Genomic DNA, 17,160 nt, shown 5'->3' with positions numbered 1-17,160 from the left:
ACACGCGCCAGATGTTCGGCGGGCATCTCGTCGACCGTCGCGGCGGCGCGCGTCGAGACGAGCGTCGGCCCCTCGGTGTCGGACAGTTCGGCGAGCCAGGCCTCGCGAGCCGCGTCGTCGTCCCGCTCCCCCAGCCACGTGAGGAAGTCGCGATAGTCTCCATCGGCCTGCGCGGCATCCGTCACGTCGCCACCGGTCACGTAACCGGTGATGAGATCGGCGAGCACCAGCGGACCCGACCATCCGTCGAACAGCAGGTGATGGTTGGTGACGACGAGCGCCGCACGATCACCGGGCAGGTCGACCAGAACGAAGCGGATCAGCGGCGGTGCGTCCAGCCGGAACCGTTGCACGCGTTCGTCGATCGCGAGTTCGTCCAGCAATTCGTCTGCGCGCGCCTCCGGCTCGCCGGACAGATCGACGTACCGCCACGGGACCTCGACACTCGCCGGAACCACCGTGACGAGAGCACCACTGGGCCCCTGCACGAAACCCGACCGCAGCACGGCGTGACGGGCGAGCATGCGGGATGCACTCTCCCGCAGACGTTCCGCGTCGAACGCGTCGGCGAGACCGATGACGGCCTGCGTCACATAGACATCGACATCCCCGACCGTGCCGCCGGCAACGACGTCAGCAGTCGTTGCCGGCCCGCCCGCATGACGGGTGGCCTCCACGAACAGTCCCTGCTGCAGCGGCGACAACGGCCACAGCTCGGCATCCGGATACCGCTGCGCGAGCACGTCAAGATCGTGCTGGGTCAGATCGGTTCCCGGCACATCGGACGGCGTGAGTCCCATGTCGCCGACCTCGTCCACATGCACGACGAGATCCGACAGCGCCGTCTCCCAACGACTTCCGATCTCGGCCACCTCGTCGGCGGTCAACGCACCCGACGGGTAACTCAGGTCGATGGCGAGGCCACGATCGGCGCCGACGAACACGTGCACGTCGAGGGCGGCCGGGGCCACCATCGCCCCGCTGACCGAGCCGGGCAGCCGGGGCAGATCGGTGGCGAACGCGAACAGGCCGTCGTCGACAGGCTCATCCGCGTCGTCGGATGCCGGTCCGGCCGCACCCATGAAGTTGTAGAGCACCGGCGGCAGGGTTCCGCGATCATCCTCGTCACCGCTGTATCGGGCAGGCATGAAACCGACACCACGATCCGGCGTCGACGCGATCTGCTCCTTGATCGCACGCACCTGATCCGCCACCGCCGCACCATCCGTCGGACCAGCACCGTCGCGTCGCGTGGCGACCGGGGTGAAGCCGGTGAACCAGCCGACCGTCCGGGACAGGTCCGCGCCGGGCGCCACCTGCTCTTCGCGGCCGTGGCCTTCCAGCAGCACCGACAATCCGTCACCGCCCTGCCAATCCAGAACGGCGGCGGCCAGGGTGCCCACGAGCACAGCGTCCGCTCCGGTCCGGAACGCCGCGGGGACGCGGGCGAGCACGGCCTCGGTAATCGCCGGATCGATGCGCACCTCATGGGTCACGACCTGCGACACCCGATCCCGGCTGCGATCGAGGCGTGCACTCAGGGGCTGGTCCGGATCGCCCAGCCGCGCCCGCCAGAGCGCGGCTTCTCCCGGACGAGCCTCGGGCAGTTCGGCGACGGCGGCGGCCCAGCGCCGCATCGACGTCACCTCGGCGGGCAACTCGATCGGGGCTCCGGCACGGTACTGCGCCCACGCGGTGTTGATATCGCTCACCAGGATGGGCCACGACACCACATCGACGGCCACGTGATGCACCGCGACCAGCAGTCGTCCCGGCGTTCCGTCGGCCGGACGCAGCCCGGTCACCTCGACGAGGTGGCCCGTCGACGGATCCAGACGGCTCAGCGCCGCCGCATGCTCGGAGCGCACGAGCCCGGTGAATTCCGGTGTGCCCGAACGATGGTCGGTGCCGACGATCCGCACCCCGGGCAGACGGCCGGAAAGCCCGGTGTCGAGCGTCCAGCGCTGCGGGGCATCGGGCCCGTGATCGGTCATCTGCGCGGCGAGCATCGGGTGCCGGGCAATCACCGCGCCGACCACGGCACGCAGGGCGTCCTCCTCCACATCCGCGGGAAGAACCAGCGGCACCGTCTGCGAGAAGTCGCGGAAATCCTCGGCGGTATCCGACAATTCGAGCATCCAGTGCACGGCGGGCGGCAACTCCGACACACCGCTGCCGCCGCCCTCGAACTCGTCGAGGACCGCCCGCGGTCGGCTCGTCATCGCCCGCGCGATACGGCGCACCGTCTGATGCTCGAAGATGTCCCGCGGCGACACGTCCAGACCCGCACCCCGCAGCAGGGCGGAGAGCCGGATCGACATGATCGAGTCGCCGCCCAGCCCGAAGAACGAATCGGTGACGGACAGGTCGTCGCGGCCCAGCACCTGACCGACGACAGCCGCGATCGCACGCTCCGCATCGGTGGCCGGCGCCACATGGCTACCACCGGTCGGCGCCCCGAACTCGGGCTCCGGCAATGCCTTCCGGTCGATCTTGCCCGCACTGTTCAGCGGCATCCGCTCCAGCACGGTCCAGACGGTCGGACGCATGTATTCGGGCAGCGCCGCCTCCACGGCCTCCCGGGCCGCCGCTTCGGTCGCTTCGCTCCCGGCGCCGGGTTGACTCGGCCCGCTCGCTTCGCTCCCGGCGCCGGCAAGGTAGGCAACCAGGTGCTCGCCACCACCGGGTGCCGTGGCGACCGTCGCGGCGGCGTGGGTGATGCCGGGAACCGACGAGAGGACGGCCTCGATCTCGCCCAGCTCGATGCGCTGACCCCGCAGCTTCACCTGGAAGTCGGTGCGGCCCAGGTATTCCAGCTCCCCGGAGGTGTTCCAGCGGACCAGGTCGCCCGTACGGTACAGCCGATCGCCGGGCTCGCCGTACGGATCGGCGACGAACCGGTCCGCGGTCAGGTCGGGGCGATTTGCGTAGCCGCGCGCCAACTGCACGCCGCCCAGATAGAGTTCGCCGGGCACGCCGACCGGTGCGAGCCCCAGTCGGGCGTCGAGCACGAGGGTGCGGGTGTTGCGGATCGGACGGCCGATGGGCACCACCGCATCGGTGTCGAGAACCTCATGCGCCGTGACGTCGACGGCGGCCTCCGTGGGGCCGTACAGGTTGTGCAGCCGGGCATTCGCGAAGTGCGCCAGGGCCGGCCGGGCGGTCGCGGGCGTCAACGCCTCACCCGAGGTGAACACCTGCCGCACCGAACTCGTGGCCGCATCGGTGTCGGCCACCGCGTCCAGGTAGGCGGCCAGCATCGACGGCACGAAGTGCAGGGTCGTCACCCCGTGCCGGACGATCAGGTCGGCCAGGTGGTGCGGGTCGCGGTGTCCGTCCGGTGCCGCGACGACCAGCGACGCCCCGGCGGCGAAGGGCCAGAACAACTCCCACACCGAGACGTCGAAGGTGACCGGCGTCTTGTGGAGTACCACGTCGGTCGCGTCGAGCGGATAACTGTCCTGCATCCACCGCAGACGATTCACGATGGCCTCGTGGGACACCACGACACCCTTCGGCATACCGGTCGATCCCGACGTGAACAGCGTGTAGGCGGGATGGTGCGGGCGCAACGGCGCCAGACGATCCCGGTCGGTCACCGGCGCGACGTCATCAGGGATCTCGGTGTCGGCGACACCGAGGATGTCGAGATCCGGGTCGACCGCGCGCAGTGCCGCCGCCCCGTCGGCGTCGGCGATCACCAGTCCCGCACCGGCGGTGGTGAGCATGTGCCGCAACCGTTCCGGCGGAAGCCCGGCGTCAAGAGGCACATAATGTCCGCCCGCGACGATCACCGCGTGCACGGCAATCAGCAGCTCCGCGGACCGGGCGACGCAGACGCCCACGGCCGTTTCCGGTCCGACCCCGCGGCCGATGAGCGCACGGGCGAGTCCATGGACCTGGTCATCGAAGTCGGTGCGCGACACCGTGCGATCGCCGTCGATCAGCGCACCGGAACCGTCACCGGCGATGAGGTCGGCAAGGGTATCGGTGTCGACCGGCCGCCGCTCACCGGCCGACCGGGCCAGAAGCTGCTGCGTGTCATCGGCTTCCAGGATCGCGATGTCGCCGACCGCGACCTCCGGATCGGCGACGACCGCGTCGACGATCGACCGCAGGGCGCGGCCGAATCCGGCAACGGTGTCCTCGTCGAACAGCGCGGTGGCGTAGACGATCTTCACGGCCAGTTCGTCACCGGTGTCCACCACACCGACGGTCAGATCGAAACGCGCACTGTCGGTCTCGGGCTCGACACCGGCGATCTCGAGGCCTGCGACCTCGGTGACCTCGTCCGTCCGGCCGGCATCCTGCTCGTAGACGATCATCGTCTGGGCGAGGGGTTCGAAGGCCTGCGAGCGGATCGGATCGACGGCCTCGACGACCTGGTCGAACGGCACGTCGGCGTGCCCGAAGGCGGCGATGTCGGTGTCGCGGGCCGCACGGATCAGTTCGGCCACAGTCATGTCCGGACGGACCTCGGTGCGCAGGATCAGGGTGTTGACGAACATGCCGACGAGGTCGTCGATGGCGCGATGTCCACGTCCGGCGACCGGGGTGGCGAGCGCGATGTCCGACGTCGCGGACAGCCGCGCGAGCAGCGCGGCGACCGCCGCGTGCACCACCATGAACAGGGTGGTCCCGGTGTCGGATGCGATGCGCGCCAACGCATCGCGGTCCCCCAGGGTGAGCCGGACGGTGCCGCCTTCATCCGAGGCGACTGCGGGCCGCGGACGGTCGGCAGGCAGCGTGAGAACGTCCGGCAGATCGGCCAACCGGTTCGTCCAGTAGTCGATCTGGGCGGCCAGCCGCGAATCGGGGTCCGTCGCGTCGCCCAGCGTATGACGCTGCCATAGCGAGTAATCGGCGTACTGGAGCGCCAACGGCGTCCACGCCGGCGCGGTGCCCGCGAGTCGTGCCTGGTAGGCGACGATCAGATCGCGGCCGAGGATGGCACCGGACTGACCGTCCGTCGCGATGTGATGGGTGACCATGACGAGCAGATTCCGGTCGCCGTCGAGGTGGGCGATGCGCACTCGGATCGGCGAGTCGGTCGTCACGTCGAAGCCCTGCGCCAGCGCGGCGCGGGCACCGTCGGCATCGGTGCGCGCGAAGTCCACGTCTGCCGCGGCCACCTCGGAGGCGATGTCCTGGAACGGAACCCCGTCGGCGGTCACCGGATAGCGGGTGCGCAGCACCTCGTGGCGATTCACCACGTCAGCGAGTGCGGCACGCATCGCCTCGTCGTCGACGTCACCGGTCAGTTGCAGGACGACCGGGATGTTGTAGGTCGCGGTACCGGGTTCGAGCTGGTTGATGAACCACATCCGCTGCTGCGCGTACGAGAGCGGAATGTGTTCGGGTCGCGTCTGCGGTGACGGGCCGGTATCCGGCGTACGGACGTCGCCCCCGGCGCCCAGCGACTCGGCGAGTTCGCGGACGGTCGGTGCGTCGAACAGCGCGCGCACCGGCACGTCGACGCCGAGTGCGTCGCCCACGCGCGCCGACACCCGCGTGGCGGACAGCGAGTTGCCGCCGAGCTCGAAGAAGGAGTCCACCACCGAGATCCGGTCCACGCCGAGGACATCGGCGAACACCGCGGCCACCGTCTCCTCGGCCGGGCTCGCCGGGGCGACGTACTCACCGGCGGTGAACTCCGGTGCGGGCAGTGCCCGGCGGTCGAGCTTGCCCGCGGAGTTGAGCGGGATGTCGTCGAGGACGGTCCACACCGATGGGCGCATGTACTCAGGAAGGGATTCCGCGAGCGTCGCGCGCACCAGGTCGAGATCGACGCCACGCCCCGGAGCGCCCGACACATAGGCCACCAGATGCTGTCCGCCGTCCGGCCCGTCGACGACGGTGGCGGCGGCGTGCACCACGCCCTCGGTGTCGGCGATCGCGGCCTCGATCTCACCGAGCTCGATGCGCTGACCCCGCAGCTTCACCTGGAAATCGGTGCGGCCCAGGTAATCCAGCGAACCGTCGGGCAGCTGACGCACCAGGTCACCGGTCCGGTAGAGGCGGGCGCCCGGTGCGCCGAACGGATCGGCGACAAACCGCTCGGCCGTCAGATCCGGACGCGCCGCGTACCCGCGGGCCAACTGGACGCCGCCCACATACAGCTCACCCGCGACGCCCGCGGGCACCGGGTGCAGCCGCCCGTCGAGCACATGGACCGACGAGTTCCACACCGGCACACCGATGGCCACCGAGATGGCACCCGGATCGACCGAACCGATGCCCTGGTAGGTGATCTCGACGGCAGCCTCGGTGGGGCCGTAGAGATTGAAGAACAGCACGCGCGGCAGCAGCGACCGCAGCTCGGCGGCCACCGCGGGCGGCAGGGCCTCACCCGTGGTCGACACGATGCGCAATGCGGTGAGGGCGCGAATCCGCTGCGGTCCGGCGACTTCCAGGAACACCGACAGCATCGACGGCACGAAGTGCACCATGGTGACCTGCTGCTCGGCCAGCTGCTCGGCGAGGTACACCGGATCGAGATGACCGTCGGCCCGCAGGATCACCATGCGCGCACCGACGAACAGCGGCGCGAAGAGCTCGGCCACCGAGCAGTCGAAGGTGAACGGCGTCTTCAGCATCACCGCGTCGGTGCCGTCGATCGGCAGCTCGGCCAGACCCCACCACAGCCGGTTGACGACGGCGCGGTGCGACAGCGTCACACCCTTGGGGCGGCCGGTCGAGCCCGAGGTGAAGATCGTGTAGACCGCATGATCCGGATGTAGCGGGGCGAGACGATCCGAATCCGTCAGCGGGCGTGCCGCATCCGCGTCGGCATCGACATCGCGTGATGCATCCACGCCGATCACCCGCGGGCCATCGGTCAGCCCGGAGATCGCAGCAGGCGGCTCGCGACGATCGTCCACCAGCACGACACCGACGTGCGCGGTGTCCACCATGTACTGCGCGCGGTCGGCGGGGGCCGCCGGATCGATCGGAACGTACTGCCCACCGGCCGCGACGATCGCGTGGATCGCGACGACCATCTCGATGGAACGCGGAATGCTCACGCCCACAGCGCTGTCCGGTCCCACGCCGAGTCCGGTCAGCGTGCGCGCCAGCGTGTTCACGCGTGCGGAGAACTCACAGTAGGTGACCGTCCGGTTGCCGAAGACCAGCGCTGCGTCATCCGGGGTGAGGGCGCTCTGACGGGCCACGGCATCGGCCACCGTCTCCGGGCGCAACTCGACGGTGCGGCCGGTGGACCGGGCGAGTTGCCGGGCGGCCTCGGCCTCGTCGAGCAGTCGCACGTCGCCGACCGGCCGCTCAGGGGCGGCCGTGAGCTCCGCGAGCAGTCGCGTATAGCGGGCGGCGAACTCCGCGACGGTCGGTTCGTCGAACAGATCCGTCGCGTAGATGATGCTGCCGCCGAGGCCCACCTGGTCGGAGTCGTCCGCCGACAGCGGTGACAGCTCGATGGTGAGATCCACCGTCGACGACGGCGCACCCGCGTCCAGCGGGCTGACCGTCAGGTCCGGGAGCTCGAGGACGCCGTCGAGGGCGCGCTGGTAGGCCAGCATCACCTGGGTGAGTGGCGCGAAGGCCTCGGAGCGTTGCGGATTCAGGCGTTCCACGAGCAGTTCGAATGGCACGTCCGCGTTCGCCAGTGCATCGAGGTCCGTGGTGCGGGCGGCCCGCACGATGTCGGTGAAGGACGCCGCCGGATCGATATCGGTCCGCAGCACCAGGGTGTTGACGAACATGCCGACGAGGTCGTCGAGTTCGGCGCGGCCGCGACCGGCGACCGGGGTGCCGATGGAGATGTCACTCGTCCCGGACAGCCGGGCGAGGAGCACCGCGAGCGCGGCGTGCAGCACCATGAACTCGGTGGCCCCCTGCGCGCGGGCCACGTCGGCCACACCGCGCCGCACCTCCGCGGGCACCGTGAACCGCACGGTGTCGCCACGCATCGACGCCACCGCGGGCCGCACATGATCGGTGGGCAGCGCCAGCAGATCGGGCGCGCCGTCGAGCACGCCCAGCCAGTGCCGGATCTGCTGTCCGAGAACCGAATCGGCATCCTCGGCATCGCCGAGCACCCGCTGCTGCCAGATCGCGAAATCGGCGAAGCCGATCGGCAGGGCGGGCAGCTGCGCGACCTCGCCGTGCCGCCTCGCCTCGTAGGCGGCCAGCAGGTCCCGGATCATCGGACCGGTCGACTCGCCGTCGGCCGCGATGTGATGCACGACCACACAGACGATGTGGTCGCCGGCCTCCGCGGACTCGGTGCCGAGAATCCCGACGACCGCACGGACAGGCAGTTCGGTGGTCACGTCGAAACCGGTATCGGCCGCGGCGGCAATGGCTTCCGCGGTGGCCTCGGCACCGGTGACCTCGGTCCAGGGCAGGAGGTCCCGCGCCTGCGCGGCGTCGATGATGCGCTGATACGGCCGGCCGTCGACGGACGGGAACACGGTCCGCAGACTTTCCTGGCGCTCGAGCACATCGCCGAGGGCCGCCCGCAGCGCATGCCGATCCAGCGGGCCGTGCAACCGCAGGGCGACCGGCAGATTGTAGGCGGGTGACTCCGGCTCGAACCGGTTGATGAACCACATCCGCTGCTGAGCGGTGGACAGCGGGATGAGCTCCGGACGTGGCCCGGCGACCAGCGGTTCGACGCTCTGCGAGCCGACGCCGATGCGGCGCACCAGATCCCGCACCGTCGGCGCCTCGAACAGATCACGCACACCCAGATCCGCGTCCAGGGCCGCCGCCACCCGGGCGGTCACCCGGGTCGCGGACAGGGAGTTGCCGCCCAGGTCGAAGAAGCTGCCCGTCACCGACACCTGTTCCACACCGAGCACATCGGCGAAGATCCCCGCGACGATCTCCTCCTCGCCGGAGGCGGGGGCCACGAGTTCACCCGCGGTGAAAACGGGTTCGGGCAGAGCGCGACGGTCCAGCTTGCCCGCACTGTTCAACGGCACATCGTCGAGGACCATCCAGGTCGTCGGCCGCATGTACTCCGGCAGCGCCTGCGCCACGGTGTCACGGACGGCATCGAGATCGACCGAATCGTCCGGGCCCGCAGCCACATACGCGACCAGCTGTTCGTCACCGGCCGGCGTCGTGCGGACCAGCGCGGCGGCGTGCACGACGCCGGGGGCACCGCCCAGCACCGCCTCGATCTCGCCGAGCTCGATGCGCTGACCACGCAGCTTCACCTGGAAGTCGGTGCGGCCCAGGTACTCCAGCGCCCCGGAGCTGTTCCAGCGCACCAGGTCACCGGTGCGGTACAGGCGGTCTCCGGGCGCGCCGAAGGGGTCGGCGACAAATCGCTCGGCGGTGAGGTCGGCGCGATTCGCATAGCCGCGCGCCACCTGGACGCCGCCCACGTACAGTTCACCGGCGATCCCCGGTGGCACCACGCGGAGCCGGTCGTCGAGGACCCACGCCTGGGCGTTCCACACCGGCACACCGATCGGCACCGACGTACCCGCCGGATCGACCGAATCGATTTGCTCGTAGGTGATTTCCACGGCCGCCTCGGTCGGACCGTACAGATTGAAGAACAGGACCGACGGCAGCAGCTCGCGGGTCTGCGCGGCCACCGCGGGCGGCAACGCCTCACCCGTCGTCGACACGATGCGCACCGAGTCCAGCGCCGCGACCCGCTCGGGACCGGCCACCTCGAGGAACACCGACAGCATCGACGGCACGAAGTGCACCATCGTCACCCGGTGTGCGGCAATGCGATCGGCCAGGAAGACCGGATCCTTGTGCCCGTCGGGTGCCAGGACGAACAGCCGGGCGCCCGCCATCACCGGCGCGAACAGCTCCGCCACCGAGCAGTCGAACGTGTACGGGGTCTTGAGCACCACCGTGTCCGACGGCCCCACCGGCAACTCGTCGAGTCCCCACCACAACCGGTTCACGACCGCGGCGTGCGACAGCGTGACGCCCTTGGGGCGTCCCGTCGATCCCGACGTGAAGATCGTGTAGACCGCGTGTTCCGGGCGCAGCGGTGCCACGCGATCGGCATCGGTGATCGGCGACCCGTCGCCGACGACGTCGTCCGCCTTCTCCACCGGCACCAGCTCGGCGGCGGTATCGGCGACACCCGCGGGCGGCGCACCGTCCCCGGACACCAGCACCAGGCGCACCCCCGCCGTGGCCAGCATGTACTCGACCCGGTCGGCCGGCGCCTCGGTGTCGATCGGTACGTACTGTCCGCCCGCGGCGACCACCGCGTGCAGGGCGAGCACCATCTCCAGGGAGCGCGGCATGCATACGCCCACCGCGACCTCGGGACCCACTCCCCGGGCGATCAACCGGCGGGCCAGCGCGTTCACCCGCTCGGTGAACTCGGCGTAGGTCCAGCTGCGGTCGTCGTCGACGAGAGCCGTGGCGCCGGGGGTCCGCACAGTCTGCTGGGCGAGCCCGTCGCCGACCAGTTCCGTCGGAATGTCCCGGCTCGCACCGCTGCTCCAGCCGGTGACGAGCTGCCGCACCTCGGGCGCGAGGAGATCGATGCCTCCGACGGTGCCGTCCCGACCTGCCACCACAGCCTGCAGGATCTGCCCGAATGCGATCCCGAGTTGTTCGATATGGCTGTCCGAGAACGCATCCGGCAGATACTTCAGCTGGAGCGCCAGGCCCGCTTCCGCGCCGTCGGCGTGCACCGGTGCGCCGATCAGGTTCAGCGGGTAGTGCGTCGCGTCGGTCGTGATCACCTCGGTGATCCGCAGGCCGTCCTCGACGACCGGCGCGTTGGTCGCGACCGCGGCGGCGTCGACCGGATAGGACTCGTACAGCGTGAGCGTGTCGAAAAGCGCGTGATGTCCACTGCCCGCGGCGATCTGCGGCAGTCCGAGATGCTGGTGATCGAGCAGCGCGGTCTTCGCGTCCTGCAGCGCCCGCAGCGCGTCGTCGATCGACTGCGCCGGATCAACTGTGACCACCACCGGAACGGTGTTGATGAACAGGCCGACCATCGACTCGACACCGTCGAGGCCCGCCGGGCGTCCGGACACCGTCTCGCCGAAGCTCACCACGCGCTCCCCCGTCAGGCGGGAGAGCAGGACGGCCCACGCATACTGCAGGATCGTCGAGGTGGTGACGCCGAGACGTCGCGCGGTCGCACCGACGGCCGAGGTCGTCTCCGCCGCGAGCGCCAGCGGATGTTCCCGGGGCCGCGAGTCGTCGGTGGCCACCCGCCCGGGTGCGACCAGTGTCGGGCCCTCCAACGGATCCAGTGCTCGCGCCCAGGCCTCCGAGGCCGCCACCGGATCACGGTCGGCGAGCCAGGCCAGGAAGGTCGCGAAATCGCCCCCGCCCGCGGCGGTGAAGGTCTGTCCGCCGAAGTACAGGGCGAACAGGTCGGCGAGCACCAGCGGACCCGACCAGCCGTCGACGAGCAGGTGATGATTGGTAACCACCAGCGCCGACCGCGGAACACCGTCCGCCGCAGGCAGATATACCAGCACGAAGCGCAACAGCGCCGGATCCGCGAGGTCGAAGGGCTTGCGCATCTGCTCGGCCGACAGCGCCGCGAGCCGTGCCGTCGCCTCGTCGCCCGACACCGCCCGGAGATCGACGGTCGTCCAGTCGACGTCGACGCTCGGCGGGATGATCGCCACCGGGGTGCCGGCTGCGGTGCGTTCGTACCCGGATCGCAGGACGCGGTGATGGGCGAGCAGATCGGCGGCCGAACGGCGCATGCGTTCCTCGTCGACCGTGCCGGACAGATCGATGATCGCCTGGGCCACATAGACGTCGACACCACTGCGCTGCGCGCCGCTGTCCAGTTCGGCCTGGAAGAACAGCCCCTGCTGCAGCGGCGTGAGCGGCCATATCTCCGCACCCGGATGACGCAGGGACAGCTCGTCGATCTCATCCTGGGTCAGTCCGCCGCCGATGACGTCGGACGTCGACAGTCCGGGATCACCCTGTGCCGCATCGAGTTCGGTGACGATGGCGGCCAGCTCACGCTCCCAGCGGGCGGCGATGTCGGCGACGTCATCGGCACCGAAGACCTGATCGGTGTGCGCGAAGACCGCTCGCATCTCGCGTCCCCGGGCACCGGCGGCCACCGTGCTGACATCCACCGTCAGCGCATTGGTCGCGCGCAGGGCACCGCTGCGGGTCGACGGCAGGAGCACGTCGTCGCCGCTGGGCAGGAACGCGCCGTCGCCATCCGTGCCGGTGTCGGAGGCCGCGCCCACGTTGCCGAAATAGTTGAACGCCACCGCGGGCAGCGGGCGCCGCGCCAGTTCGGCGGCCGCGGGCAGGTCGTCGTCGTGCGCGTGCCGGAGGATACCGAAACCGATGCCGTGATCCGGGCGACGCAGGAGTTCTTCCTTGGCCTCCTTGACGGTGCGCAGCGCGTCGTGGTCCGCCGCCACCGGGACCCGGATCGGTGAGATCGTGGTGAACCAGCCGACCGTGCGGGTCAGATCGGCGGTGTGCGGGTCGTCGCCCCGCTCGGCGATCTGCGCCTCGCGGCCGTGGGCCTCGAGTTGGATGAAGGCCGACGGCTCACCCGTCGGGCCGGTACCGACGACGGTGGCGACGCGTTCGGATCGTCCGTCGGCGGATTCGGCGGCCCAGCCCTGCAATGCCCGCGCGAGTGCCGCGAGCAGCGCATCCTGTGTGCCCGCGCCGAATGCCTGCGGAACCCGGGCCAACAGCGCCTCGGTAATCGCGGAATCGACGGTGACGACCTGTGATTCGGTGTCCCGCATGCGCCCACCGTCGGTCTGCTCGGGCGCGGCGGCCTCCGGCAGACGATCGAGCCAGTACCCGACCTCCCCGGCGCGCGAGGCCACATCGTCGGCGAGCAACTGCGCCCACCGACGCACCGAGGTGCCCTCTGGCTGCGGCGCCGGAGCGGTTCCGGACTGCTGCTGGGACCACATGGTGGCGAGGTCGACCATCACCGTCGGCCAGGACACGGCGTCGACCGCGAGGTGGTGGATCACGAGCATCAATCGCGCACCGTCGGCGAGCGCCGCATCCGGATCGGTGTGCGCCGCAGCCGTTTCGCCGGTTTCCACGATGACGGCGCGGAACAGGGAGCCGGTCGCCGGATCGAGCTCGGCGAGCGCGGCGGCATGGGCGTCGGTCACGGCCTCCGCGAAACCGGCCGTCCCCGGAGCGGGTACGACGACCGACGTCAGCGCGGCCCCGACGTCGACGGGCAGACCGTTCTCGAGCACCCAGTCCCCGTCGGTCCGGTGCAGTCGCGCCGACAGCATCGGGTGCGCGACGACGAGTGCGTCGAGCATCCGGATCAGGTGCGCGCGCGTGATCCCGGCGGGCAGGCGCAGCAGCGTGCTCTGCGAGAAGTCGTCGAGGTCGTCCGGGGTCTCGGCATGCTCGAGAATCCAGTCGACGATGGGCGGCATCGCGATCCGGCCGGTCGGACCATCGGGCAGTTCCGGCAGCGCCGTCAGAGCCTCGACGGCACCGCCGGCCGCCGCGGCCATGTCGCGAATCGTCTTGTGCTCGAAGATGTCCTTCGGCGTCAGGACCAGTCCGGCGGCCTTGGCGGCGGTCGACAGCTGGATCGACATGATGCTGTCGCCGCCGAGACCGAAGAAGGAGTCGGTGGCGCCCACCCGGTCCAGGCCGAGCAGACCGGCGGCAATCGTGGCGAGATGACGTTCGGCGTCGGTGGCCGGTGCGACGTAGTCGTCCGCCCCGGTACCGAAGTCGGGCGCGGGCAGCGCCGCCCGGTCCAGCTTTCCGGACGGGGTGAGCGGCATCGTGTCGAGGACGATCAGCTGCGCGGGCACCATGTGTGCGGCGAGCCGTTCGCCTGCGCGGCGGGCGATCTCGTCGGTGTCGAGGGTGTCCGCCCCGGTGGCCGCATCGCCGAGCAGGTAGCCGACGAGGCGCGTCCGGCCGTTCTCGTCCGGTACGCCGAGCGTCACCGCCGACGCCACCCCGGGCAGATCGGCGAGCACGGCGTCGATCTCGCCCAGTTCCACCCGCTGACCGTTGATCTTGACCTGGTCGTCGGCGCGTCCGGCGAACTCGATCTCGCCATCGGCGGTGCGCCGCACCAGGTCTCCGGTGGCGTACAACCGGGATCCGGGAGGGCCGAGCGGGTCGGCGACGAACCGTGTCGCCGTCAGGTCCGGGCGCCCGACGTAGCCGCGCGCGAGGCCGGGCGCGGACAGATACAGTTCGCCGATCACGCCGTGCGGCACCGGGTTCAGGCGCTCGTCGAGGATATGTGCGGTGAATCCGCGCAACGGCCGGCCGATGGTGACGGGACGCCGGCGGCGCATGCGGCCCGCCGTCGCCCACACTGTGGTCTCGGTGGGGCCGTAGAAGTTGTACATGATGCGGCCGCGCTGCGCGCCCCACTGTTCGAGCAGTTCCGGCGGGCAGGCCTCACCGGCGGTCGCGAGGTGTTTGAGGGTCCGCAGGCCGTCCGGGCTCATGGTGCCCAGAACGGTCGGCGTGATGACGAGGTCGGTGACCTTGTCGCGGGCGATGATCTCCGCGAGTTCCGGTCCGCCGTAGATCGTCGACGGCGAGATCACCAGGGTGTGGCCCGAGGCGATGGCCCAGAACAATTCGAAGATCGCGGCGTCGAAGCTCAGCGCCGCGACGTGCAGCACACGGGTCGCCGAACCGCTGGACACCTCGCGGTGCCCCTGCACCAGGTCGGGCACGCCACGATGACTGACCGCGACCGCCTTCGGCCGGCCGGTGGAGCCGGAGGTGTAGATGAGCCAGGCCAGGTTGTCGGGCCGGAGTTCGCCGTTCCAGTCCTCGTCGATGATCATCTCGTCGTCGGCCGCGTCGATACGCGCCACGAAGTCCGGATCGTCGAGGACCAGCCACCGCACGTCGCCGTGACCGTCGACCGCGCCGAGGTCGCGCGAGGTCGTGATACCCAGTGGCGCACCGGAATCGGTGAGCATGTACTCGATGCGGTCGGCCGGATAGGTCGGATCGACGGGCAGGTACGCGCCGGCGGCCTTGAAGATCGCCCAGGTGGCGATGACCGACTCCACGGATCGCGCGATACCCACCGCGACGACCACTTCCGGCCCCACGCCCTCCTCGATGAGGACACGCGCCAGCTGGTCGGTGCGCGCCTCGAACTCGTCGTAGGTCATGGAGAAGTCGCCGGCGATCAGAGCCGGGTGATCGAGATCGAGGTTGCGGTCGGCCAGGATGTCCGGGATGGTCCGGCGGCTGCCGAAGGAATCATCCGAACGGGCCGCGGCCGCAACGAGTTCGGCACGCACCGACTCGATCTCCCGGCGCTGGTCGTCGGAGAGCAGGTCGATGTCGCCGACGACGGCGCTGCGGTCACCGGTCAGGACCTCGAGCACCCGCAACCAGGTGTCGGCGAACCGGCGGATCGTCGCGGCGTCGAACAGGTCACGGGCATAGAGGAATTCGGCGGTCAGGCGTGCCGCCTCGTCGGCGCGCGGATGCTCGACGACACCCATGGTGAGATCGAATTTGGCGTCCCGCTCCTCCACTTCGAGGGGTTCGACGGTCAGCGGCCCGATCTGCTGCGGCCCTTCCCCGGCCGCGGGATCGGCGGTCGCGTAGGTGAAGGCGATCTGGGCGAGCGGGGCGTGCGCGGTGGAGCGCTCCGGCGCCAACCGGTCCACCAACTGCTCGAAGGCGACATCGGCGTGTGCGAACGCGTCCAGGTCGGTGGCGCGGACGGCGTCGAGCAGATCGTCGACGGTGCCCGACGGATCCACCCGCGTCCGCAGCACCAGCGTGTTGACGAACATGCCGATCAGATCGTCGAGGGCGGCCTGTCCGCGACCCGCGACGGGAGCACCGATCACCACGTCGCGAGTGCTGGCCAGACGTGCGACGGTCAGCACGAGCGCGGCATGGCTGATCATGAACGGCGTGAGCCCGGTGTCCGCCGCGGTGCGGGCGATACCGGCCGCGAGGTCGTCGGGCACGTCGACGCTGAGGCGCTCCCCCTCCTGTCCGAGGACGGCCGGCCGCGGACGGTCCATCGGCAGATCGGTCACCGCCGGGATGCCGTCGAGCACCTCCAGCCAGTGCGCGAACTGCTTGCCGACCGGAGTCGTCGGGTCATCGGTGCGGCCGAGCACCCGGTGCTGCCAGAGCGCGTAGTCGGCGTACTGGACCTCGAGCGGCGCGATGTCACCGGAATCCGTTGCGGCCGTGCGCCGGAGATAGGCCGACACCAGGTCGCGCGCCAGCACGCGGGCCGATTCGCCGTCGAACGCGATGTGATGGCACACCACGATGACGTCGGCCGATGACTGTCCGGACTCGTCGTCGGTCGAGTGCCGGACACGACCGCGCACCGGCAGGTCCACGGTGACGTCGAACCCGTTCTCCGCGACCGCGAACAACGCCTCCGGCGTCGGCACGCTGTGCCAGTCCAGGGTGGCCGCCGCGGCGTCCGGAGTCAGGATCCGCTGTTCCGGCCGGCCGGTCGCACCGGCCGGGTAGACGGTGCGCAACACCTCGTGGCGGGTGACCACGTCGAGGAGCGCGCCACGCAGAGCCGTCTCGTCGATCGGCGACTCGCTGCGGAGGCGGAGCCCGAGCGGGATGTTGTATGCCGGTGAGGCCGTATCGAATTGGTTGATGAACCACATCCGCTGCTGGGCGAAGGACAGCGGCACATGGTCGGGGCGCGGCAGGGCCTCGACTCCGGCGGTCGCCCCACTGCCGGGCCGCACCCGTGCCGCGAGCTCACGCACCGTCGGCGCGTCGAACAGTTCACGGACGGACACCTCGGCATCCAGCGCGGCACCCACGCGGGCCGCCACCCGGGTCGCCGACAGCGAGTTGCCGCCCAGGTCGAAGAAGTTGTCGGTCGCCGACACCGCGGACAGGCCGAGCACGTCGGCGAAGACCCCGGCGACGGTGGCCTCGGTGCCTTCCGCAGGCTCGGCGAAGTCCTCGTCCGAACGCTCCCCGGCGCCGAATTCCGGTGTGGGCAGCGACTTCCGGTCCAGCTTGCCCGCCGGGGTCAGCGTGACCGTATCGAGGACTGTCCACACCGACGGCCGCATGTACGCCGGGAGAGCCCGGGCCGCGACCTCACGTACGGCGTCGACGTCGATCGTGTCGCCACCACCCAGGTAGGCGACGAGGTGTTCGCCGCCGTCCGGCGACCGCACCACGGTGACCGCCGTGTGCACGACACCCGGCGCACCGGCCAGGACCGCCTCGATC

The 17,160-nt window shown here is 70.5% G+C and carries 1 protein-coding gene (running past both ends of the window); it reads right to left on the bottom strand.

Every position in this 17,160-nt window falls within one protein-coding gene, locus AC4JJG_RS04115, for a non-ribosomal peptide synthase/polyketide synthase, read on the bottom strand. The gene is 54,102 nt long; 12,940 of those nucleotides lie to the left of the window and 24,002 to its right, leaving coding positions 24,003-41,162 in view, spanning codon 8,001 (partial) through codon 13,721 (partial); the first complete codon in reading order (the gene reads right to left) occupies positions 17,157-17,159. Both the start codon and the stop codon lie outside the window.

The sequence above is a fragment of the Gordonia sp. B8661-1 genome (assembly GCF_059427765.1).
This window is presented reverse-complemented; position numbering and strand designations above follow the sequence as displayed.